This is a genomic window from Methanolobus sediminis, assembly GCF_031312595.1.
In the GTDB taxonomy this organism is placed as follows: domain Archaea; phylum Halobacteriota; class Methanosarcinia; order Methanosarcinales; family Methanosarcinaceae; genus Methanolobus; species Methanolobus sediminis.
Window position 1 is genome coordinate 850,346 of the sequence record NZ_CP133592.1, and the last position, 22,716, is coordinate 873,061.

Consider the following 22,716-nt stretch of genomic DNA (forward strand, 5'->3'; position numbering starts at 1 on the left):
CAAGATTCAATCTTTTACTACCGTGTACAAGAGACAATAAAATGATTCAAGGATATCCAATACAATAATCAGGAATGGTATTATTATCAGTAGATAACCAAATATCGGCAAAAATAGTCCAATTGTATATGCAAAACCTGCATGAGGAACAATATCCCCGTAGCCTATAGTAAAAGCTGTGGAAAAAGACCAGTAAACTGCGATCAACAAAGATGAAAATCCATATTCTTTGCCACCTATGAAGTAAACTAATATTCCGGATAAAACTATCAAAACTAACATAAAAAATACAAAAAGAAAGATCTTACGACAACTTTTTAGTATTATATTCTTAAAGATAGAACAGCTCACATTCAATAATGTATCTGTTATCCTATAAAATATTTTTGTTTCCCTTCAAATTTATGATTTGTGAGAAATATTTATCAATATCATGCGAACATACAATAATTGTACAGGAAACACTTAGCCAACTTTAAAAATTGTTTTCTGCTATTTTATGGGGGTCAATAAATGCCAAGACTAGCTATAGTATACCTTAGCACCCAGGGAAGTACAAAAATGATGGCAGAAGCCATTGCTGAAGGTGCACGTGAAAAACATGTAGACGTTGATGTCAATAGTTTTTATGAATGGGACCCGGCAGAAGTTGCAAAATACGATGCCATATGCATAGGTTCGTCCACATTCTATTACACAATGCTTGAACCCATAGCTAAATTTCTGGACAAATTAATTGAGATAGGGATTGAAGGTAAATTGGGTGCAGCTTTCGGGTCTTACGGATGGAGCGGGGAAGCACCTGTATTAATTGCTGAAAAACTCAGAAAGGCTGGTGTAGAAGTAATTGACCCGGTATTAAGAATCCAGTACATACCAAATGAAAAAGATCTGGCTGAATGTATCAGACTTGGAAAAGACCTGGCTAAGAAAATGAAAAAGAAAGAGTGATTTTATCTAAGTCGTAAATGAGAGAAATATCCAAATAACCCTGAAAAGACAAATAGGCTTGATTTGATTTGGAATTTTCTTTAAAAAACTATATATAGGTTATTTTGCTAGTTGTTAGAGAATACTAAACCAGATTCAAAATATAATTCATATAAGAGGATATTTATGACAATAATTCCGTTTGCACCTATTGAGAGAGTTATAAGAAATGCCGGAGCACAGAGAGTAAGCGAATCCGCAGGAATGGCACTCACCGACATACTTGAAGAATACGGTCTTGAGATCTCCAGGGAAGCTATCAAGCTCGCAGAACACGCTGGCAGAAAGACAGTGAAAGCTGAAGATATCAACCTTGCAAAAGATATGCTGGGAAAATAATCCCAGATATCCTACTTTTTAGTATCCATTATATTCTGGAATTCACCATTTTATTTTCATGGAAATCAGCATTGAGCATAGTTCAGCTGATGAGGTCTAACAGACCTATTCCGCCTAATGTAACACTACTTACTATTACTCCTGCTATTAGTACTCCTGCAAGTATTGCCGGAAATGCATGACGGAACTTGATACCAAAAACAAATGCTGCAGCGCATCCGGTCCACGCACCTGTAACAGGCAGCGGAACTGCAACAAAGAGCGTCAGGGCAAGTGTACCATATTTCTCAAATCTTTCCGAATGGTTACGTTGTGTTCTTCCGAAAAGCCATGAAAAGAATTTATCAAATAGGGAATAGCGGCGAAGATAAGTGGAAACCGGATCGAGGAACAGGAGTAAAGGAACAACAGGAAGCATGTTACCCAATACTGCAAAAATGAATGCAGAAGCAGGACTCATATGGAACTCAAACAAAGCAATAGGAATTGCTCCCCTCAATTCAAATACCGGCAATGCACCGATTACCATGGTTGCAAGCCAATGAGGAAAAGAGGAAAGTAAGCCTAGTACTGTTGCTTCAAGACTCAATTACATTCCTTTCCTGATAATGCAAAGTGTGCCAGCAGACATTCAAGCTGTATTCTTTCATTGGCACCTTCTGTAAGCCTGAAATCAATCTCACCGATGACATCAATCAGTTCAACCATCTTCTTTTCAGGAATATCAACGTCAAACATAGCCCTGTATATCTGGCCCACAACGTCCTCTCCGGAAAGACCTTGCTCAAGCAAAAGACTGTCCAGGTGTTTTCTTGCAGCACTGAAGCTTCCTTCCAGAGCAGTCGTGATCAGTTCTTTCACCTGTTCCGGACGTGCTGTTGCAGTAATCTTGTATATTGCATCCTTGTGGATCGTATCAGCAATCAGAGCTGCTGCCTGGAGAGCATTGATAGCTTTTCGCATATCGCCCTGTGCAACATATTTGATAGCGTCCACACCATCGTCTGCAATATCCAGATTCTCATTATTAGCCACAAATCTTACACGTTCTGCCACAGCTTCATCAGACAACGGACGGAACCTGTAGACTGCACATCTTGACTGGATAGGCTCAATAATCTTGGATGAGTAATTGCATGACAGAATGAAACGACAGTTGTTTGTGTAACGTTCCATGGTACGCCTGAGCGCAGACTGCGCATCAGATGTTAAAGCATCTGCCTCATCAAGGAAAATTATCTTGAAATCTGCACCGCCAATAGGTGTTGTTTTTGCAAAGTTCTTTATCTTTGTCCTGACAACATCAATTCCACGTTCATCAGAAGCATTAAGCTCGGTGAAATTCTCACGCCATGATTCACCGAAAAGCTCACGTGCAATTGACACGGAAGTTGCGGTTTTTCCAACTCCGGGAGGACCTGAGAACAAAAGATGTGGAAGGTTTCTCGTTTTGATGTACGATTTGAGCCTTTCTACAGTCTCTTTCTGGCCGACCACATCGTCAAGCTTAAAGGGCCTATACTTTTCAATCCATATCTCTTCTTTAATTTCAAACCCTCCGCATAAAAGTGTACATTCCTGCAATAATAGGAAGATGTAGTTTTTTAAGTTTTCGTAATAAAAAAAAGATGAGCAGGATTATGCCGGATAGCATCCTGCTAATTCGTATTTCTGATTTTACTGGTAAATAAGCTTGTAAGCGTAACTGCCCACAACAGGGATCTTGAGCATTGTACCCTTAAGTGCCATTATAACAAGCACCAGTATGAAGAACAATGAACCGAATCCAAGGAAATCGGCTATGATCCAGCCAACATATGGTATCCATCCCACTATAAAGATGATAAGTGAAAGTGGGAGGAATATCAGCAGTGACTGCATTGCATGGAACCTGACAAACTTGTTGTCCGGCTCAATGAGCAGGAAGATTATCCCTGTGATCCAGAATCCTACATAACTAAGGGCTGCTACGATATTTTCGTTCAGACCAACCTTTGTCTTATATGTCATATGATCACCTGATTGAAATTGTGTTCTGTGGACATTTCTCTACACACAATCCACATGCAGTACATTTCTCCTGATCGATCTCCGCAAGGAAATTAGTTACCTTGATGGCTTCCTCAGGACAGCTCTTCTCACATATCTTACATCCGATACAACCAACGGTACAGGATTCCTTTACTGCCTTTCCTTTGTCGTGTGACATACAGAGTACATGTACCTTTTCAGATTCCTTTGCAAACACAAGTATGTCATTCGGACATGATGCGATACAGAGTCCACAGCTTGTACAGAGGTTCTTGTTTACATGTGGCAGGCGGTCCTCACCAATGGAAAGAGCACTGAAAGGACATGCACGTACACAGGTACCTCTGCCCATACATCCGTAATTACAGCCTTTTTCACCGTCTGACAGCATCATAACTGCCTTACAGTCTTCAAAGCCAACATACTCGAAACGATCTACACAATTAAGGCCACCGTTACATCTGACGAATGGATACTGTTCCTCACCTTCTGCAACTTCCTGTCCAACAATGCCACCAATTTCCTTGGCAACATCAAAACCACCTACTGGACAACCGTTGATTGGCGCACCTTCATTGACAACACGTTCTGCAAAGTCTGCACAACCTGCATAACCACAGGCACCACAGTTAGCCCCAGGAAGAACTTCAACAATCTCATCAACCAGAGGATTTGTCTCTACCTTGAATTTCTTAGATGCCACTACAAGCATGACACCAACAGCCAGTCCAAGACCTCCAAGGATGGCTGTGGCCTTTACAAGTAAAGTTACCAGTTCGCTCATATTGGAATCACCCAGAAGTAGTTAACAAAAGCCATAGAAAGCATCAGTGCTATGAAAAATGCCTGTGGAAGTCCTCTAATTGCTGAAGGTACGTTCACAAATGTAGAACGTTCCCTAATACCGGCCATCATTAGCATAACAATAGTGTATCCAAGACCTGCTGAGGTACCGAATACGACACTCTGTGCAAAGTTGTAACCTGCATTCTCATTCAGGATTACAGCACCCAGCACCGCACAGTTTGTAGTAATGAGCGGGAGATAGATACCAAGTGACCTGTATAGAGAAGGTATATTTTTCCTTACAACGAACTCTACCAGCTGTACTAGTGCTGCAATAACAACAATGAAACTGATAAGGTCAAGGAATTCCATCTTTGTCGGAACCAGAATATAAGTGTAGAGCAGATACGACACAGTTGATGCCATTGCCATGACGAAAACGACAGCTCCTGACATTCCTGCAGCACTTTTAATATCTTTGGTCACACCCACAAAGGAGCATAATCCAAGGAACTGGATCAACAGGAAGTTCTTAATGAACAGACCATCCATAAAGATTGAGAATAATGCATCTTCTGCCATTTTAACCACCCTTTGCCATCTTCTTTTCTTTCTGATAGTTCACAATTCCCATCAATGCTCCGATGGTCAGGAAAGCACCCGGTGCCAATATCATTGTGGTTATTGAAGGATTGACCGGCAAGTTGATCAGAGTATAACCAAAGGTCACTATCTGACCAGTACCAAGAAGTTCCCTTATGCCACCGATTAGCATTAGTACAAGCAGGAAACCTGTTGATGTACCAAGACCATCTATGAATGAGTAGAAGACATTATTCTTATTTGCATAAGCTTCTGCACGTCCGATAATGATACAGTTTACGACGATGAGAGGTATGAAAACACCTAACGCCGCATACATCGACGGCGAATACGCTTCCATTATCATATCTACTATAGACACGAAAGTCGCAATGATTATGATGAATATTGGAAGTCTCACTGTCGCAGGAATCAGTTTCCTCAGGGATGAGACCAGCATATTCGAACATACAAGTACAAATGCAGTACCTGCAGCCATACCTATGGCGTTTTCCACCGATGTGGTTACTGCCAGTGTAGGACAAAGACCCAGGACAAGGCCGAAGGTCGGGTTGTCCCTTGTAATACCACGTATAAATTCACTTAAAGGATCCATAATATCACTCCTCTGCCCCTTCAATTTCAGTTATTTTTGTATTCAAGGCATCTACTACCGCTCTTGAAGATATCGTTGCACCAGTTATTGCATCAATTGCTCCACCATCTTTGGAGAGACTTAGTGAAGCTAGAGGAACATCAATGAACTGAGACTGGAAATCGTCATTCACGATCTTAGCACCCAGTCCTGGAGTCTCTGAATGGCTTAGAACGTCCATTCCAAATACATAGGAGAACGTGGAGTCTACAGCTCCTGCAACAACTATCATTCCCTGTGCTCCGGTCTGAGTCTGGAAGAATGCATATCCAATTATACTACCCGAAGAATCAAGCGCACGGTAATAGAGAATGACAGGATTACCCTCTTCATCAAGTGCATCACTATAGACAGGATCAAAACTGGCGGCATCAGAAATAAGTCCTGCCAATATCTCGGTTTTGGCATTGGCCTCATTGATCTTGAGCTGAGCACTTGTTGGCATATAAGTAAGACCTAACAAAAGAGCTGCTACAACAGATATTATCACAATTTTTGCGATTATTATAGCGGTTTCTTTATTGGATTCACTCATTGTTGACCACCTCGAACTTCAAAGATGATGGGATCTTATCCATTACACGCCTGTATGCTTTTTCTGCACATGACATTGTACCGAATGATGCAGGCATTGTGTTCATTTCAATAAATGATGCAACACAGTTTGCAAGGAATATACCATATATCAATCCATCAACGTAGTTAGCGAAGTAACCATAGATGAAGACAAGTAAACCACATGTAATTCCGTAAACAATACGTCCTTTCTTGGTCACAGGAGATGTTGCAGTGTCCGTTGCCAGGAAGAGTATTCCGAAGAAGACGATTCCTATCATTGAATATGAAAGCTCAGGACTTGGACTGAGCAGTGCAAACATCTGTGACATGTACATCAATGGATTCAGACTACCTTCATGAACAAGAGCCATTACACCTGATACGAAAAGCAGTGTCTGTGGCAATATTATCATTGTTGCAAAAAATGCAAGCGGAACTCTCCAGTCAATATATCTCTTGTAGATAAGATAGACACCACCAATAAGCAGTATTGGGGAAACGCCCACCATAAGACCTGCACCATGCTCAAGTATAAGATCAGAGAACTGACCGATATGAGGAATAGATGCAGGAGTCATATAAGATGCCCAGGCACTCCTTGTAAAGATCCATGCAACAAGAACCGGATTGAATATGTAAGAACCAATGCCTCCGAACACGTGTTTACCAATGGTTATTGCAAAGAATGCTGCAAAAATTGGTATCCATATAGGAGCTTCCGGCGGGATAAGTAATGCCAGCATGAGTCCCAGCATGGCAGCATGGCCATCGCCAATTGTTATTTTTTGCTTGAAAATTGTCTGTATGGCAAACTCAGTAACCACAGCAGTCACCACTGAAGCAACAATAATACCAAGGGCAGGAATGCCAAAGAAGTATATTGCTGCAAGACAAAGCGGAAGCAGAGCAATTATCTTGCTAAAGTTTAATGTCTTGAAATCTAATTTTGTTTTCTTATGAGGAGGAGCTGAAATTGTATATGTCATTTTTACTCACCTCCACAGCCACATCCAACTTTAAGATTGGATGACTCTTTTTCAGGTAAGTCTTCGTATGCCATCTCAATTGCATCCTTTGCATACCTGATAAGCTGTAATATTGGAATCTTGGAAGGACAGACTGCTGCACAGTCACCACATTCAATGCAGTTCTCAACGTGTATCTGTCTGCTTTCGTCAAAGCGACCCTGGTCTGCCATTACAGCAAGGCGGCTTGGTATAAGTTCTACAGGACAGACATCCACACAGCGTGCGCAGTGGATACATTCTATTGCTTCATCCCTGATAACCTCTTCTGGTTTCTGGATGGTTATTCTGGTAGTTCCTTTTGTTACAGGAACCTGATCAGTATATTGTGCCACACCAGTCCTTACTCCATTGGCAATGATCTTACCAATTGCGCCAGTGTAACCGTATGAATCAATAACATCCTTGAATGGTGTTCCGATTCTTACAAGAATATATTCCATCTTGTTAGAAACACCTTCAACTGAAACAACAGTATCATAGAATGGAACACCGGTTTGAACTGCATCATAAAGTGCTTTTGCAGATTTGATTCCACAAACAGCAACTCCTACATCTGTTGGATCACAGCCGATTTTGACCTTTCTTCCTGTTACTCTGTAAGTGAAGAAATTAAGGATCTTTTTACCAAAGATACGCTCCTGGGAAACAATAACAATGTCTGAATTCTGCTCATTGAAATAGTAGCCTACATTGCGGCTTCCGATAAGAGGAGCTACTTTTAGCTTCTTTTTGTTAACTTCAATTCCTTCAAATGCATCGATTGATTCCTTATCATCAGTCCTCAATACGATAGCACCTTTCTTAGCGCCTGCTGCCTTCATAAGAAGTTTTAAGGCATCTAGCATCTGGGAAGCATAATCTCCAGGAGTCTTGAAAGTACCACCGATCCATTCGGATGATGTTGCATTGATAAGTACAGTATCGATCTTCTTACCCTTTGGTCTTAGGACTGTGTGGGTTGGTATTCCGTAGTGTTCTACTATACCTGATTCCTTAATGAACTTTGCAAGCTGATCCGGCTTTACATCCTTGCATGCTGAAAATGCAACACTTTCATTGCTGTCTTCAGGCTGGATGATAACACTCATCACCTTGTTGCCATCCGGATGAGCTGCCTCTTCTATGGCAATGACCTCACCACAGACACTTGAGTGAACTGCAGAAGATTGATATTCAGCACTTTCACCTATTTTCTGTCCAATGAGAACCCTGTCACCTTTCTTCACAAGGGGTTCACAGACAGCACCCCTGTGCTGCCTGAGCGGAATAATGATCTTTTCCGGTAATGTATCTAATTTCTTGATTTCCACATTATCAACTCCTTAGAATGCAGGCTCCCTTTCGACTTCTGTTGGTTTTGCATTTGCAATAGTTACCTCAATAGTCTTTGTGGTGAAATCTTCCTCAGGATCACTTACTGCCGGATCCTTTTCATATCCGAGAGATGTCCAGTCAATAGCTGTTGCAGTGCTACCGTGACAATCTGCACATACAAGCGGGTCCTCAAGACCTACACTTGAACTTACAATATTGTGGCTGACCTGATAATACAACTCAACATGCCTGATGACCGCATTTGGATAATCTGCGTTTCCATCTGCATTTCCGTCATATGAGCGGATCTCTTCTTCTGTAACATTACCATTACCATCTGCATCTGCCTTCAGGACTTCTGCCGGAGCTATCGGATTGCCAATGGATGAACTGTTATTCGGATCTGCAACAACTGCTGCATCAATTCCTTCGTCCCACCAGGTACCTGTGATCACATTAAATGGTTTGAGCATGGAACCGTCGGTCTGCTCCTGAGCTGTTGGCAATGCATCATAATTTACACCTGATGACCATGAGATTGTCGGAGTGAACTCGGAATCATATGTGACATCTTCACGGACACCGTTCTGCCAGCTGAATGACTTCAGTACCGGAGTACCGGTAGCATCTGAGCCTGGTAATGCCGGGATGTGACATGTCTCACAGCTTACTGTTTCAAGGTGACCATCAGCTATTGTACCGTGTGAGATACCTTCGTGACATCCTGATGAGTCACATTCCAATACACCAACTTCAGATTCCATATGTGCACCTTCAGATGTGAACAGATATTCACGGCTGCCGATGTTATGATCTTCTGTCACGTGACATTCCTGACAGTCTACTGAATCGTGAACATCATAAGAAGCTGAATCTTCAAGAGTCCATGCAACAGCAGTTGTCTCAATGTCAGCAGTGTGACAGTTGCTACCACAAAGTGCCTTGCTTGGAGCACCGTTTACCTCATCATGAACTTCAGTTACAAGTGGGAGTGGTGCCAGAACATCAAGCATGTAACTTGCCATGTAAAGTGTATCACTCTTTATCTCTTCACTTGATTCTTCGATTGCTGCTTCGTTTGCATTCTCGAAGTCACCTGAAGCTATGCTTTCTGCACGTGCCTCAAAGTCATAACCAACCTGGTTGTGACAGGCCATACAGTCAATGTCAACACCATAATCTGACATGTATCCACCACCGGGGTGAACCTGTCCGTATGTTACTGCCATTGTATCTTCATCAATGCTGTCAACATCAACACCATAATCCATGATAGAGGTCCACTTTTTCAGGTCCTGCTCAACATGAGATGATGTTGATACTTCCTCGTATACTCCTGCGTGACAACCACTGCATGAACTGTCAGACCATGTCTGTTCAGTCATGTAATGAGCAGACATAGCTTCATTGCCGGTGCTGCCTACATACGCATACACACCAGCTGCAGCGAACATCACAACGAGGATACCTATAAGAATTACATTTAATTTAGCCATAATTTACCTCGTGTCATTTCTCTGCGACTTCTTCAAGCTGTTTGATTACAACAACAACGGTGTTTCTCAAATCCTGCTCATTGGTTATTTTCATGTCATTTGAAACGTATTTGCTTATTTCGAATGACTTTCGCACTACTCTGACATTAAAGTCAAAAACCTTATCAAGAAGACCTTTTTGAGGAGTTACTCCTAAAAAGTCCACATCCATATGATTGCCAAGTACATTGGCTTTAAGTTCAATTTTATCCAGAGGAGAACCTGGTTTTATGTAAATAATATGATGTTTTACAGAACCAAAGTGCTTCTCTATACCTCTCCAGCCGTATTCTTCCACTAATTCATGAAGAGCGACAACAAGGTACTTATCCTTGCTTGAACTTGTTCCCGTACCTGATCCTGTGCTGGGATTGCTCATTCTATTACTTCCTTTGGATGAATATAATAAATATAATAGAAGGAAATTTGCTTCCTTCCTATCCGCGGTACATAGGTTTAATATTTAGTTATATCTTTTCATATTACATGAGGTATAAAACTGTTGCCATTGTACTGATTGCGGTTTTCACAGGATTATTAATGATAAATTATGTTCAGGACCTGAATTCACAGAGTTTTCCTGAACAACAGATTTACTCACAAACCAGAAGCCTGATGGATACTACTGTAACTATCACAGTCGTAAGTTCCAATGAAACATCTGCTACTGAGACAATCGATAATGCTTTTGAAAAAATAAAATATGTTGACGAATTAATGAACAACTACGACAATAATAGTGAGATCAGCATTCTCAACAAAGAGGACGAAGTAACTAATGCAGATCCAGAACTTGTCAATGTGATCAATCGTTCCAAATATTATTCTGAAAAAAGCAATGGAGCCTTTGACATCTCAATTCAGCCAATACTGGATCTATGGGCCAGCAAATATGCACCCGGTGGAACTAACCAGCCACCTACGCCAGATGAGATCAATGAAACATTGAAACTTGTTAACTATTCAGCAATAATAGTAGAAGGAAACAATGTTTCTATGAAAGAAGGAATGAAAATAACCCTTGGTGGCGTTGCAAAAGGATATGCAGTTGATGCTGCTATAGAATCACTGAAAAGTGACGGAATTACTTCAGGATTTGTAAATGCAGGTGGTGACGGAAGATACATCGGTACAAAGCCTGATGGAACTCAGTGGAGAGTAGGTTTGCAGAATCCTGATAAAAGTGAAGATGCAGTAACCATAATGAACATCCAGGATGTTGCTGTAGCAACCAGCGGAAATTATGAGAGGTATTTCAGTGATGAAGCAAAGGTCTCACACATAGCAGACCCGAGAACAGGATACCCGTCAAGTAACATGATAAGCAGCACTGTTATTGGTGGAACAGCAATGGATGCAGATGCTCTTGCAACTTCCGTATTCATACTTGGAGAAAAGGATGGACTTGCAATGATTGAGAAACTGGACGGTGTGGAATGTCTTATCATAACTAATGATAAGGAGATTATAAAGTCTTCAGGATTCTCTACCTATGAAAGCAATTAAAAAATAAGTAAGATTTGCCTGTATTATTGCAGGCTGACCTCATGAAGGGTCTCATAAATAGGCCCTTTTGGGGTCAATGTACTCTTTTTCAATTTGATGGAACTCACATCCATTGAACCGATTTCAAAATCCTTCAGCTCATCAAGCAGTTCAAGGAATTCTGTTTTTTTCTTTTTAGGAAGATATTTCACCCTGGCCAGAGTGGCATGGGCACTAAACCGATGAAGAGTAGGCTCAAATTCAAAAGATGAAAGACAATTTTCAATCTGCTCATTAAGCACATCAAAGTTACCTTCACATCCAAGCCAGATGACCTTGGCAAATTTAGGTTTTGGGAAAACTCCAATACCTTTTACCCGGGAAGTGAATGGTTCACATTTCACACTGTCGAGTGCCTTTGAGATATCAGGGATCTGATTTTCCGGTACTTCACCAAGGAATTTCATGGTAACATGCACCAGATCAGGATCGACAAACTTGAATTTGAATTCATTGAACTTCAATTGAATTTCGGTAATCTTTTCATGCAACTCCACAGGGAGGTCTACCGCAACAAAAGCTCTCACCACACATATCACCAATTATCATTTATACTGAGGACATAAATTTATATCGCTGCTAAACATGTGTTATTTATAAAATGAGCATATATAATATCTTATGTTTTAGTAGTTTTATTGTTGATACAAAAACAGAGGGGATAATTTGGACAGTGCACAGGTAGTTGTCAACACTGCTGTCAAGCTTGCAGAAGAGCTGAAGTCAACGGCAATAATAATATCAGGAGAAGCAAATTTTGAGAAGCCTGAGACTAGAATTCCTGTATACTTTGCAAGTAGCAAACAAAAGAATATAATTGATCACCTTGTAGCAAGCAGCAAAACCAAGGAAGAGAAAACAAAAGAGATTCTGGATAAAATAGGTCAGCAGGCTGCCGGAAAAATCGAACATGTGGAAAATATCTCTGCAATCGAACTCATAATGGAAGAGATCAGCGAAGGAACCATTATAGGCATAATCGAAAGCAAGGACTCATATGCAATCGTTGTCCACAACCTTGAAGATAATGTTATTGTGAAGAAAATGAAGGAATGTGAGGAGAGGGTTGCCCCGGAGGTCCTGCGTGCCGTTCTGAAAATTGCTTTTGATATTTCTAACACTGGACGTGAAGGTAAACAGATAGGCACTGCTTTTATTGTCGGTGATGTAGAAGAGGTCATGATGCGCTCACACCAGATGATCTTAAATCCCTATGCAGGCCAGGAAGAATCCGATTGTGATCTGAAAGACAGGAAGAACTGGGAATCTGTAAAAGAGTTTGCCCAGCTTGACGGCGTTTTTGTCATATCGGAAGAAGGCATTGTCGAAGCTGCCGGAAGATATCTGGATGTGGACGCAAGAGAAATTGCCGTTGAAAAAGGTCTTGGAGGACGTCATGTATCCGCAGCAGCGATCACAAGAGATACCGTATCCATTGCAATCACAGTTTCACAATCAGGCGGAGTCATCCACATCTACATGGATGGGAAAGAGCTTATGTATATCGAATCAACTGAGAGAGCTGTACGCTTTCTCTAATAGCTTAGTAACAGATTACAAAGTAAATAATATGGATCGTTTACTTTCAAAATCTATTTTAATTACTGTTCCTGAATACGAGAACGACACGTCTGAAAGATATGTTGAATTTTAAAAAAAAAAAGAAATTAATTGACCGGTAGAAGCTACCGATCATTTGCTTTAGTCTTGTTTATTATTATTCAAACTTACACTTAAATTGGCAACTTAAGTCCAACTGAGTCAAATACAAGTGCAGTTGCAAGATAAAGTGCTGCAATGCCTGTGAGCAGGGTAATAATTCCTGCAATTGCCAATGGAAGCATTCCGAAGAACACAAGTGCAAGACTGAAGAATGTGAGGTCAAGCACTATGAAGACCACAGTGATCATCTTCACACCTATCTTGAGTGTGCAAATTGTGAGTGATGTTGCGATGAGACCCCATACGAGTGTGAAGAATCCCATTGATGCGGAACTTGCTGCATCTACTGGTGCACCCCAAAGTCCTGCTGGTGCAAGGTTGATGTATGAGAATGCAAACCACCAGAGACCAAATATTGTGAATGCTGTTGCAGCAAAGGTATCACCTTTCTGCCAGAGCTGCCATCCTGCTAATACTTCTGCGACGCCACCAAGTGTTATTGCCATTGCAATAACCATAAGAGCATCTGAGAACATGCCTGAGTTCAATAATCCTGCGAATGTTGCTGCAAAACCAAGACCGTAAAAACCTACTGCTGCCGGACTTGCTGCAGACAAATCTTTAATTGTAATTTCTCCTTCCATAGTTTATCACTTCCCTAAGATAAATTGGATAAATATCATATAATATTCAAATTTGTATAATTGTTCATACTGACCATAAAATTAAACGCCAGAAATTCTCTACCATCAAATAGTGTAATACGTAACTGCTTGCTACCTCCATCAAGTGTTACTTGTAACTGCTTGCTACCTCCATCAAGTGTTACCTATTTCACCTCCTGCTAATGACTTTAAAATAGAAGTATATATCATTTTTGATTATGATAAAATAGAATATTAAAGATTAAGCTATCTTTCCGATAACAACGAAGAAATAAAGACTTAAAATTAATATAAGAACCAAATACAGCTTTTTTAGCAATAATACACTCAAAAAAACCTACAAAATACAAATTAAATATAAAATATAATAGATATATTTCCAGAGAGTCTGCTATTTGTATGTTATGCACATTTCTTACAAAATCAAGACGGAAACTTTATATACCAAAATCGTACATATTTTCTGCTTTTTCAAAGAAGAAAGAAGACTGTAAATTCAAAAATACTAAATTTTAAAACGCAGCAAAGCAGCAATTCCACCAAGCGCAAGCAACTTCTGACCGGGCTCAAATATCGTACTAAAAACAACGATTTTCCCCTGCGAGTGCTCTACTGCTTGCAAAAATGAATCAATATCGCCTTTTTCACGTTCCATTCTCAGCATTTCATCTGCAACCAGAAGAGTATCAATGGAACCATAATCCAGAGCCATCTTTACTTCCTCAAGTCCGTAGGCAACTTTGCCGTCCACAGAAATCTCCTTTAACAGGTCATCCATTAAGCGGGACTCGCGGGCAATACGGGACTCCTCCATGATCCGGTCCACAGCACCACGCTTCAACACTTCCTGGAAACCGGACATTCCGATGGAAGAAGTATCCTCTGTAACAACACGGGAAGAAAACTCAGCTTCTTTTGATCTCAGGTACTTCATGAAGTCATCTTTTATGAATCCCGGACCCGCAACAACAACAGCCTCTGATTCTGATGCTGCATGCAGCAACTGGTCGATAATTTCCTGGAAAAAGACTTCCCTTAAAGTGCCTTCACTTCTTTTTCCGGAAGACTGACTAATGTGAGAATATAATTCGATACCATAATGACGCACCAGACCTATATCCGCATCTCCTTCCTCAATAGCAAGAATTACAACTTTTGGTCGCTTGGAAGAAGCCTCAGCTTCATCAATACGTTCTATCTGGTCCTTTTTCCAGGTTTTGATTATTGAAAGGTCAAGTCCTTCCTCAACATTAAAAGTGTGATAGTGGCCTGCATCCATACCATGCTCAATAAGACCATGAATTCTCAGACGATTGGAGAACTTATGGAATTGAATGTCTTCCACACGAATACCCAGTCTTACTGTTTTTTTTTCAACTTTTTCAGGTCGCAGTTTATCAGCCGAAGTGTCGGCTTTTCTTTTTGTAAGAGCAAATATGAGGTCACCTTTCTCTATAATATACTTCAGGTGCCAGAGATCATCCAGAGTTTCAGGTACTATGGTAATCTCACCATCTCTGCCTTTCAGATTTCTCTTTACGACTCTCATGTTCACACCTTAATATCAGATTCACCTGGTGGCAACATCATTGCGATCTTATCAGGTGATGCTATCTGCTTGACGAAATTTGGCTCTTTTAATTTCTCCACATATATCTTGTATATCTTTTTGGCAACATCATTCTGGTTATATTTACCCGGAACAACTTCCACCACATGCTGACCATATTTGCGGACAGCAGATGTCGGACCGCCAATGACCCTTGTGCTTCCTTCAAGTTCAAGGCCAATAGCTGCAGCAACCTGGACATCCCTGAAATAGTTCCTTTCACCACGTATTACGAAAGAACCTTTCTTAAGATATTCTCCGGTTTCCGGTGTCTTGGATACCTGTTCAGGCTTTATCCAGTAACAATCACCGCTGAACTGGCCTGATTTCCATACACTTGAATAGGAAACCACAAACTGTGCAGTCTCCTGCAGAGTCTCCTCAGGCACATCTTCGCCCATAGTCTTGATAACTGTAATAGGAGCTCCGGGATCCTGAGTGTGGAATACGATATCACGCTTTTCCATGTATTTTTTAACGATCTCCTCATTAGTATCGGCATCCCTGCCTGCAACCACGAGGAATCCATCGGAGGACATGAACCATCTGAAGCGCTCATACCAGTACTTTTTATTACTGACCTTGCGTTTGTTAGAAACTTTCTTTTCGCGTTTCTGCATGGCAAGTTTAGTATCTTCTATGGCTTTAAGGGCACCATCTTTCTTTTTGGTGAGCTTCTTAGCCTTATCATAATAGACCTGTGCATTCTGAGGAATTGTAAGTTTAATATCTATAGTGGCTCTTGTACCATCGAGATTCAGAACAATATTCCCTTCTGCTGAATTGATATTCTCTATCCACTTTGCAGCAGGAACAGTATCCTTTGCCTTTTTCAAGATGGATTTAATCTCATCCCATGAGTAACCCTTGTCACGAGCCTGTTTCAGTACATTGATTATCTGTTCTATATCAATATAATTTGCATAGATGACTTCTGCAATACGGGTTTGCTTGTCTGCATCCGTTCCGAACTTTTCAATGGCATCTTCCTGTTTTTGCAGACGACGGGCAAATACGTCAACCTTTTCTTTCTTGACAGCTGTGACCGCTTCCTGCACAGATTCTGCAGCAGCTTTTCCGAAGAACTCATCAAGAGCAGCATTAAATGTAGGGAATGATTCCTTTTCAGAATCACTGTAAATAGATAACTCAAACGGAAGCACATCAAATGGCTTCACCTTACCCTTGTCATCCTTTTTCACAAGACAGGGTTTTAGGTCACCTGACAACAGTGGCTTAAAAACATCCTGTAGAGCAGAAATGATTGCCTGAATTCCATCTGAACTTATTTCCTTTGCAGGTTCGGATTTGTTAACTCCTGACCTGGCACATACCTCTTCCGCAAGCACTCCACCAAGGTTGAACCTTGTTGCAATGGTCCTTACAACATCAGCATCCGACCCTGCAAATACAGCTTCAAGATCGCTGGCCTTGGCATCAACAGGGCTGATCTGGGCTTCCGGATATTGGTATACTTCACCGCTACGTATTCTTCTTCCCTTGAACGTTACCGGTTTCATCGGAAGGATGATCTTTCGCTCGGAATCAAGAAGGACAATGTTTCCCGGAGAGAACAGTTCAACAACAAGAACTGTTTCCACACCGCCACGTACAACACCGATCTCAAGTATCCTGTCAAAGTCGTACTGTTTGACAAATGTGATTCGCCCTGCCATGATGTGCTTTCTGAGCATCATGGGGAATGACTGTGGAATCTTGGGACTTGGACGGATATGCTGGCTCATATGAGCACGTTTCCCTGCCTCGATCACAAGGTTATCCCTGCCTTTTTCATAGACAAAGAGATTTATTCTTATCTCGTCGGGTGCAGGCTGGTAAATCTTAGCTATTTTAGCATCTATTATAGATGTCTCACCTGAGCTTAACTCAAGGGCAAGGGCAGCTACATCAGCACTCGTCATTTCCTTCTTCATGCGTGGACTATAATGTAGACGGTGACTATAAGGTTTATGACGCATAAAGCAGATTTAATATCAAAGCACGATTACAAAATAGGAGCTACAGGCATAAGATGGATGAAAGGACAAGACAGTTCGTGGTATCTGCATTTCAGAACTATTATTCTACGGCAGACATAAAGTTGCCACCCGATTTTACTTCAAGAGAATGGGGTTTCATTGAGTTTACCAGCGGACAGGATACTTTCATGAAAAGACATCGTGCTTTTGGTTCAGAGGGAGAGCTTCATGATTACCTGCGCGGGATCGGACCTGCGCATGCCTATTATTCTGTTGCGTATTATGAGTATCCTGGCGCTCCTAAAATGAAGGAAAAGAACTGGCTTAAAGCCGATCTTATTTTTGATATTGATTCAGACCACCTGCCCGGAGGAATAAATTCCTACGCTGACATGCTTGAAAAAGGAAAGAAAGAAACGCTGAAACTCCTTGAGTTCCTGATGGATGATTTCGGGTTCAGGGAAGAACAGGTTCATGCTGTGTTCTCAGGAGGAAGAGGTTATCACTTCCACATCAGCGAAGAGTCTGTACTTTCACTTGGAAGTGCGGAGAGAAGAGAAATTGTTGATTATGTCAGTTCAAAGGGACTGAACCTTGACAGAATATTTTCCAAGAAAGATATTTCCGGTGACGCAGGTGCTGAATCTGCCAAGATAGCAGTTTTCCCATCAGAAGATGACGGGGGTTGGGGCGGACGGATCAACCGGTATCTTATCACATACCTTAGTTCAATTGCAAAGGATGAAGATGCAGTAAAGATATTAAGTGGGTTCAAAGGAATTGGAAAGACCACTGCAGAAAAGCTTGTGGATAATTTTCAGGATGAATCCAGGGTTGCTGCTTTGAAGAAAGGGAAAATGGATGCCCTTGGTGGCATCAAGAAAGAGATTCTAATGACCATTGTCAATAAGGGTGTTGAGCAGATGGCAGCATGTGTGGACGAACCTGTAACTGCAGATATTAAGAGACTGATCAGGCTTCCGGGTTCGCTTCATGGAAAATCAGGGATGAAAGTAACTGCACTTTCAATTGATGAACTTGAAACTTTTGAACCGCTTAATGATGCGGTTGTCTTTGGTGACAAGTCGGTAAGAATAAAAGTAATAAAACCGTTTGCTGTGCAGATGAAAGGTAATGACCTGATGGTCGAGGAAGGTGTACAGGAAGTTCCTGAATATGCCGCAATTTACCTTATGTGCAGAGGTGTTGCAGAATATGGACGGTAATGAGCTAAAGAACGTACTGAGAGATGAAGGTAGTTCCACACTCAAATCTCTGCACCCGGGCTTTTACAGGGATGTTGAGAAATACCTCAAAGAACTGGAAGAGGAGCTAACTAAAATAGATAATCCCCGCTCTGTCGAGTTTAAAATGCTTGACAATGAGTTACAAAGTGCTATTACCGACATTGAGATTATTTTCATGCGTCGCATACGTAAAATAATAGACTATGCAAGAACGAATGCCTTTTCCAGCATGCCGCCTACCCAGGACATGAGCAAATTACTTCCGGAAGAGAAAAAAGTATATGATTCGGTACTCACAGCAATAAATTCAGCGCGCTCAGAGTTGCTGATACCAATACTTGATCCACAGGCAGCAAGCAACAAGGATAAAAAAGAGGCATCAAGAAATATTAAAGATGATGCTACTGTAAAAATACCAGACGCATTCAATGCCGAAAGTTCAGAACATATGAATGCGGACATGCCATCTGAGACCAGCAATAAAGATGAAATAGGCAAAAGTAATATAAATAAAGAATTCGTTGTTGTGCGAATACTGGAGGACCTGCCTACTTTCAAGGCTATGGATAATCGCAATTACACATTACATGCCGAAGATGTTGTCGTTTTACCGACCCTGAATGCAAAGGGACTGATCAAACGCAACGTGGCACAAATAATCCTGTAAAATTAATAACATATTTAGGTGAAGATAATGAGGATTCCAAAGAGATTCAGAACACACTGCCCTTCATGCAAAAAACACACAGAGCATGTTGTTGAGAGAGTAAAGAAGGGTAAGGCATCAACACTTACACACATCGAAAGACAGAAGAAACGCCAGAGCGGAATTGGAAACAGTGGAAAGTTCTCAAAGGTGCCTGGTGGAGACAAGCCAACAAAGAGAATATGGCTCAGGTACAGGTGCACAGAATGTAACAAGGCACACCAGAGACCATGCTTCAGAGCAAAGAAATTCGACTTCGCAGAGTGATTATCATGATAAACAAACCAAAAAGCAGATTCTTACGTGTAAAATGCAATGATTGTGAGAACGAGCAGGTAATTTTCGGCAGTGCAAGCCGCAAGGTAACATGCCTTGTATGCGGAAGGACACTTGCGGAACCTACCGGCGGCAAGTCAACAATCACAACACACATACTCGAAGTACTCGAGTAGATCAAAGTGATTTATAATGGATGATAACAACTGGCCTGAAAGCGGGGACTTTGTTGTCTGTACCGTAAAGAATGTTACTGATTTCGGTGCATACACAACCCTTGAAGAATTCGATGGAAAAGAAGGTTTTATCCACATATCGGAGATTAAGGCCGGATGGGTCAAATACGTAAGAGACCATGTGCGCGAAGGACAGAAGGTAGTCTGCAAAGTTCTGAATGTGGACCCCTCACGTCGCCACATCGACCTGTCCCTTAAAGATGTCAACGAGCACCAGAAACGTGCAAAGATACAGGACTGGAAGAACGAGCAGAAGGCATTCAAGTGGCTTCAGTTCGTTTCAGAGGAAACGGGAACCAGCAATGATGAGATGGAAAAAATCAAACCAAAATTGCTGGAGAGTTTCGGCAGTCTTTATTCTGCATTCGAAGAAGCAGCCATGAGTGGCGAAGATGCTTTTAACGATGTAAAGATGAAGAAGAAGATTGTCACAAGCATCGTAAAGGTTGCTCAGAGCAATATTAAACTGCCATTTGTAGACATTGCCGGATACATAGACCTCAATTGCTATCTGCCTGATGGAATAGAGATCATTAAACTGGCTCTTGAAGCAGGAAATGAAATTGAGGAAGAAGGAGTCAAAGTAGACATCAGTTATACTGGTGCACCAAGATATAGGATCAAGGTAATTGCTCCTGACTACAAGAAAGCTGAATCCGTGCTCAAGAAGTCCTCAAACGCAGCTATAGATACTATTGAGAAGCTTGGTGGAAAAGGCGAATTCCACAGGCATAATGACACTGTTAAGGCGTGAGACCCTTTGGGACAAAAGATCTTCAAATGCAGGAATTGCGGCAGATATACTTTGGAGGCTGTCTGCCCGAAATGTGGATCTGATACATTCAGGCCACAACCTGCAAGATTTTCCCCACTGGACCCTTACGGCAAATATCGCAGGATAGCAAGAAGGGAGGGTAACCTGTGAAGGAAATAGAAGTAATACACATAAAAGAAGATGTGGAGCTTAACAATCCGGTACTTATAGTGGGCCTGCCAGGAGTAGGACACGTAGGAAAACTTGTTGCTGAACATCTGGTGGAAGAGCTTGAAGCAGAAAAACTTCTGGAGATATATTCACATCATTTCCCACCTCAGGTTCTTGTTGATGAAAACAGCGAAATACAGCTTGTGAACAACGAGATGTTTGTTTGCCACACGGAAAAACACGATATTATTGCGCTAATAGGTGACCATCAGAGTTCTTCAACTGAAGGTCATTACAAACTTTGTACTGTTTACCTTGATCTTGCAATGGAATTCGGAATTAAGAGAATATACACTCTTGGAGGATTCCCAACAGGACAACTTACTTATTCTGACGAAGTACTTGGAGCTGTCAATAACATCGATCTTATTGATGAACTTAAAGAATACGGAGTCAACTTCAAGGAGAACGAACCAGGAGGCGGAATTGTAGGAGCATCTGGCCTTTTGCTGGGACTCAGCAGATTCAAGAACATAGATGCAGCTTGCCTCATGGGACTTACATCAGGATATCTTGTAGATCCGAAGAGTGCACAATCACTCCTCAAAGTCATATGCAGGATATTTGACATTGACATCGACGTTGGTCCACTTGAAGAGCGTGCCAAGGAAATGGAAAAGATAGTTGCAAGACTCAAGGAAGTTGAGCAGCAACAGAAAGGCATGCCGGAGATGAGCACCGTAAAAGATGAAGACCTGAGATACATCGGTTAATAAGAATGCTGATCAATGCCGACCTGCACCTGCATTCCAAATATTCGATGGCTTGCTCGAATAAAATGGAACTGCCATTAATGGCAGAAGAAGCAGCGAAAAAAGGCATAGATCTGGTTGCAACAGGAGATTGCACCCACCCCCAATGGCTAAAGGAAATAAAAAAAGCATCCATAGATGATGAGACCATAGCCATCGGGAAAACTAATTTTATAATCACTACTGAAATAGAGGATAGCAGCCGCGTTCATCATCTGTTATTGCTGCCCTCAATATCCAAGGCAGAAGAACTCTCAGAAAGAATCAGTAGATATTGCAATCTTGCAGCAGATGGCCGTCCCACTGTGAGACTCAATGGTTGCGAGATAGCCGAAATAGCAAAGGATGTAGAAGCACTCATTGGCCCATGCCATGCATTTACCCCATGGACAGCACTTTACGCATATCACGACTGCCTTAAAAGCTGTTATGGAGACATGACAGACTATATTTCATTCCTGGAACTAGGACTCAGTGCTGACAGCGACTATGCTGACAGGATAGAAGAACTGCAAAGACTCACCTTTCTGTCAAATTCAGACGCACATTCACCATGGTCCAATAAACTGGCACGGGAGTTCAACCAGATAAATGTCCCGGAAATATCCTTTGAAGGACTGCAAAAAGCTATTCTCAGGGAAGAAGGTTATGGAGTCACATACAATGCAGGTTTCTATCCGCAGGAAGGTAAATACAATGAATCTGCATGTATCAAGTGCTACACACATTACTCACTGGAACAATGCCATGAACTGAAATGGAAATGCAGCAATTGTGGTGGCCTAATTAAAAAAGGAGTAAAGGACAGAGTTAACGAACTGGCAACTTTTGATACTCCTAAACATCCACAGCACAGACCACCTTATGTTCACCTGATGCCGCTTTCTGAAATAATAATGACTGCACTTGGACATGCCAGTATCAATACAAAAGGTGTCCAGACTGCCTGGAACGGACTGATGGAACGGTACGGAAATGAACTCAATGTCCTCCTGAATGCAGAAATTGCTGACATGGGATTCCTTGACAAACGTGTTTCAAATGCAATACTTGCATTCCGGGAAAAGAGGCTTATAATCCATCCGGGTGGCGGTGGACAGTACGGACATATCGAGATTCCCGAAGAAACTGATAATAAAGAAGAAATCGCTCCTAAAAAGAGCCAGAGTTCCCTTTTTGACTTTTAGAGTTTTCCTCGATAGCTTTTTAAGATATTACAGCCTTCAAATCCAATGT

The 22,716-nt window shown here is 41.5% G+C and carries 28 protein-coding genes; 12 read left to right on the plus strand and 16 right to left on the minus strand.

The features are described from left to right. Positions 1-6: 6 nt before the first annotated feature. Positions 7-282: an ion channel gene (locus RE474_RS03975; protein WP_309311686.1), complete on the minus strand. Its 276-nt coding sequence runs from the start codon at positions 280-282 to the stop codon at positions 7-9. Positions 283-513: 231 nt separating this feature from the next. Here RE474_RS03975 and RE474_RS03980 point away from each other — a divergent pair, with 231 nt between their 5' ends. Both RE474_RS03980 and RE474_RS03985 read left to right on the plus strand, forming a co-directional pair. Continuing rightward, positions 514-951 carry a flavodoxin domain-containing protein gene (locus tag RE474_RS03980; protein WP_309311687.1) on the plus strand — a complete coding sequence of 146 codons (438 nt, stop codon included), beginning with the start codon at positions 514-516 and terminating at the stop codon, positions 949-951. A gap of 165 nt (positions 952-1,116) precedes the next feature. Further along, positions 1,117-1,329, plus strand: coding sequence for a histone family protein (locus tag RE474_RS03985; RefSeq protein ID WP_309311688.1), 213 nt, complete (start codon positions 1,117-1,119; stop codon positions 1,327-1,329). Between the two features lie 82 nt (positions 1,330-1,411). Here RE474_RS03985 and RE474_RS03990 read toward each other — a convergent pair whose 3' ends face one another. The 11 genes from RE474_RS03990 to RE474_RS04040 form a co-directional block, all read right to left on the minus strand. After that, complete coding sequence (locus tag RE474_RS03990; RefSeq protein WP_309311689.1) at positions 1,412-1,918, minus strand: COG2426 family protein; 507 nt, start codon at positions 1,916-1,918, stop codon at positions 1,412-1,414. Further along, positions 1,915-2,877 carry a replication factor C small subunit gene (locus RE474_RS03995; protein ID WP_309312202.1) on the minus strand — a complete coding sequence of 321 codons (963 nt, stop codon included), beginning with the start codon at positions 2,875-2,877 and terminating at the stop codon, positions 1,915-1,917. Before RE474_RS03995 ends, RE474_RS03990 begins: the two co-directional genes overlap by 4 nt. 129 nt (positions 2,878-3,006) lie before the next feature. Next, positions 3,007-3,339, minus strand: coding sequence for a DUF4870 domain-containing protein (locus RE474_RS04000; RefSeq protein WP_309311690.1), 333 nt, complete (start codon positions 3,337-3,339; stop codon positions 3,007-3,009). 4 nt (positions 3,340-3,343) lie between these two features. Further along, a complete protein-coding gene (gene rnfB / locus RE474_RS04005) occupies positions 3,344-4,144 on the minus strand; it encodes an Rnf electron transport complex subunit RnfB (protein ID WP_309311691.1) in 801 nt (266 codons plus the stop codon). Next, positions 4,141-4,728: an Rnf electron transport complex subunit RnfA gene (rnfA, locus tag RE474_RS04010; RefSeq protein ID WP_309311692.1), complete on the minus strand. Its 588-nt coding sequence runs from the start codon at positions 4,726-4,728 to the stop codon at positions 4,141-4,143. Before rnfA ends, rnfB begins: the two co-directional genes overlap by 4 nt. A gap of 1 nt (position 4,729) precedes the next feature. Further along, positions 4,730-5,344 (minus strand): Rnf electron transport complex subunit RnfE, encoded by a 615-nt coding sequence (rnfE, locus tag RE474_RS04015; protein ID WP_309311693.1) that lies wholly within the window; start codon positions 5,342-5,344, stop codon positions 4,730-4,732. Positions 5,345-5,348: 4 nt separating this feature from the next. Then, entirely contained in the window at positions 5,349-5,918 is a 570-nt protein-coding gene (rnfG, locus tag RE474_RS04020; protein ID WP_309311695.1) for an Rnf electron transport complex subunit RnfG, read from the minus strand. After that, positions 5,911-6,927 carry an Rnf electron transport complex subunit RnfD gene (gene rnfD / locus RE474_RS04025; RefSeq protein ID WP_309311697.1) on the minus strand — a complete coding sequence of 339 codons (1,017 nt, stop codon included), beginning with the start codon at positions 6,925-6,927 and terminating at the stop codon, positions 5,911-5,913. The genes rnfG and rnfD overlap by 8 nt, the downstream gene beginning before the upstream one ends. Before the next feature lie 2 nt (positions 6,928-6,929). Then, positions 6,930-8,279, minus strand: a complete 1,350-nt coding sequence (rnfC, locus tag RE474_RS04030; protein ID WP_309311698.1) for an Rnf electron transport complex subunit RnfC — start codon at positions 8,277-8,279, stop codon at positions 6,930-6,932. 12 nt (positions 8,280-8,291) lie between these two features. Continuing rightward, positions 8,292-9,779, minus strand: a complete 1,488-nt coding sequence (gene mmcA, locus RE474_RS04035; RefSeq protein ID WP_309311699.1) for a methanogenesis multiheme c-type cytochrome — start codon at positions 9,777-9,779, stop codon at positions 8,292-8,294. Positions 9,780-9,792: 13 nt separating this feature from the next. Continuing rightward, positions 9,793-10,197 carry a hypothetical protein gene (locus tag RE474_RS04040; protein WP_309311700.1) on the minus strand — a complete coding sequence of 135 codons (405 nt, stop codon included), beginning with the start codon at positions 10,195-10,197 and terminating at the stop codon, positions 9,793-9,795. A gap of 107 nt (positions 10,198-10,304) precedes the next feature. On the opposite strand from RE474_RS04040, the gene RE474_RS04045 reads away from it, so the two are divergent. Further along, entirely contained in the window at positions 10,305-11,324 is a 1,020-nt protein-coding gene (locus RE474_RS04045) for an FAD:protein FMN transferase (protein WP_309311701.1), read from the plus strand. 23 nt (positions 11,325-11,347) lie between these two features. Here RE474_RS04045 and thpR read toward each other — a convergent pair whose 3' ends face one another. Further along, on the minus strand, positions 11,348-11,890 hold the full coding sequence (gene thpR, locus RE474_RS04050) for an RNA 2',3'-cyclic phosphodiesterase (protein WP_309311702.1): 543 nt from the start codon (positions 11,888-11,890) through the stop codon (positions 11,348-11,350). Positions 11,891-12,029: 139 nt separating this feature from the next. On the opposite strand from thpR, the gene RE474_RS04055 reads away from it, so the two are divergent. After that, positions 12,030-12,902: a DNA integrity scanning protein DisA nucleotide-binding domain protein gene (locus tag RE474_RS04055; protein ID WP_309311703.1), complete on the plus strand. Its 873-nt coding sequence runs from the start codon at positions 12,030-12,032 to the stop codon at positions 12,900-12,902. A 194-nt stretch (positions 12,903-13,096) separates the two neighbouring features. Here RE474_RS04055 and RE474_RS04060 read toward each other — a convergent pair whose 3' ends face one another. The 3 genes from RE474_RS04060 to rqcH form a co-directional block, all read right to left on the minus strand. Further along, a complete protein-coding gene (locus RE474_RS04060; RefSeq protein WP_309311704.1) occupies positions 13,097-13,669 on the minus strand; it encodes an acetate uptake transporter in 573 nt (190 codons plus the stop codon). 526 nt (positions 13,670-14,195) lie between these two features. Then, positions 14,196-15,239 carry an mRNA surveillance protein pelota gene (locus tag RE474_RS04065; RefSeq protein ID WP_309311705.1) on the minus strand — a complete coding sequence of 348 codons (1,044 nt, stop codon included), beginning with the start codon at positions 15,237-15,239 and terminating at the stop codon, positions 14,196-14,198. 2 nt (positions 15,240-15,241) lie between these two features. Continuing rightward, on the minus strand, positions 15,242-17,233 hold the full coding sequence (rqcH, locus tag RE474_RS04070) for a ribosome rescue protein RqcH (RefSeq protein ID WP_309311706.1): 1,992 nt from the start codon (positions 17,231-17,233) through the stop codon (positions 15,242-15,244). Positions 17,234-17,331: 98 nt separating this feature from the next. Here rqcH and priS point away from each other — a divergent pair, with 98 nt between their 5' ends. Genes priS through RE474_RS04110 form a run of 8 tightly spaced genes read left to right on the plus strand, consistent with a single transcriptional unit; the run spans position 17,332 to position 22,667 of the window. Next, positions 17,332-18,504: a DNA primase catalytic subunit PriS gene (gene priS, locus RE474_RS04075; protein WP_309311707.1), complete on the plus strand. Its 1,173-nt coding sequence runs from the start codon at positions 17,332-17,334 to the stop codon at positions 18,502-18,504. Further along, complete coding sequence (locus tag RE474_RS04080) at positions 18,494-19,192, plus strand: hypothetical protein (protein WP_309311708.1); 699 nt, start codon at positions 18,494-18,496, stop codon at positions 19,190-19,192. The genes priS and RE474_RS04080 overlap by 11 nt, the downstream gene beginning before the upstream one ends. Before the next feature lie 27 nt (positions 19,193-19,219). Beyond that, the gene (locus tag RE474_RS04085) at positions 19,220-19,498 is read left to right on the plus strand and encodes a 50S ribosomal protein L44e (RefSeq protein WP_309311709.1); all 279 of its coding nucleotides are present in this window, start codon (positions 19,220-19,222) and stop codon (positions 19,496-19,498) included. Positions 19,499-19,503: 5 nt separating this feature from the next. Beyond that, the gene (locus RE474_RS04090; protein ID WP_023845697.1) at positions 19,504-19,683 is read left to right on the plus strand and encodes a 30S ribosomal protein S27e; all 180 of its coding nucleotides are present in this window, start codon (positions 19,504-19,506) and stop codon (positions 19,681-19,683) included. Positions 19,684-19,699: 16 nt separating this feature from the next. Beyond that, positions 19,700-20,497, plus strand: a complete 798-nt coding sequence (locus RE474_RS04095; RefSeq protein WP_309311710.1) for a translation initiation factor IF-2 subunit alpha — start codon at positions 19,700-19,702, stop codon at positions 20,495-20,497. A 6-nt stretch (positions 20,498-20,503) separates the two neighbouring features. Continuing rightward, positions 20,504-20,668 (plus strand): RNA-protein complex protein Nop10, encoded by a 165-nt coding sequence (locus RE474_RS04100; protein WP_154809852.1) that lies wholly within the window; start codon positions 20,504-20,506, stop codon positions 20,666-20,668. Next, complete coding sequence (locus RE474_RS04105) at positions 20,665-21,441, plus strand: proteasome assembly chaperone family protein (protein WP_309311711.1); 777 nt, start codon at positions 20,665-20,667, stop codon at positions 21,439-21,441. The genes RE474_RS04100 and RE474_RS04105 overlap by 4 nt, the downstream gene beginning before the upstream one ends. Positions 21,442-21,446: 5 nt before the next feature. Next, positions 21,447-22,667 (plus strand): TIGR00375 family protein, encoded by a 1,221-nt coding sequence (locus RE474_RS04110; RefSeq protein WP_309311712.1) that lies wholly within the window; start codon positions 21,447-21,449, stop codon positions 22,665-22,667. Positions 22,668-22,716 lie beyond the last annotated feature (49 nt).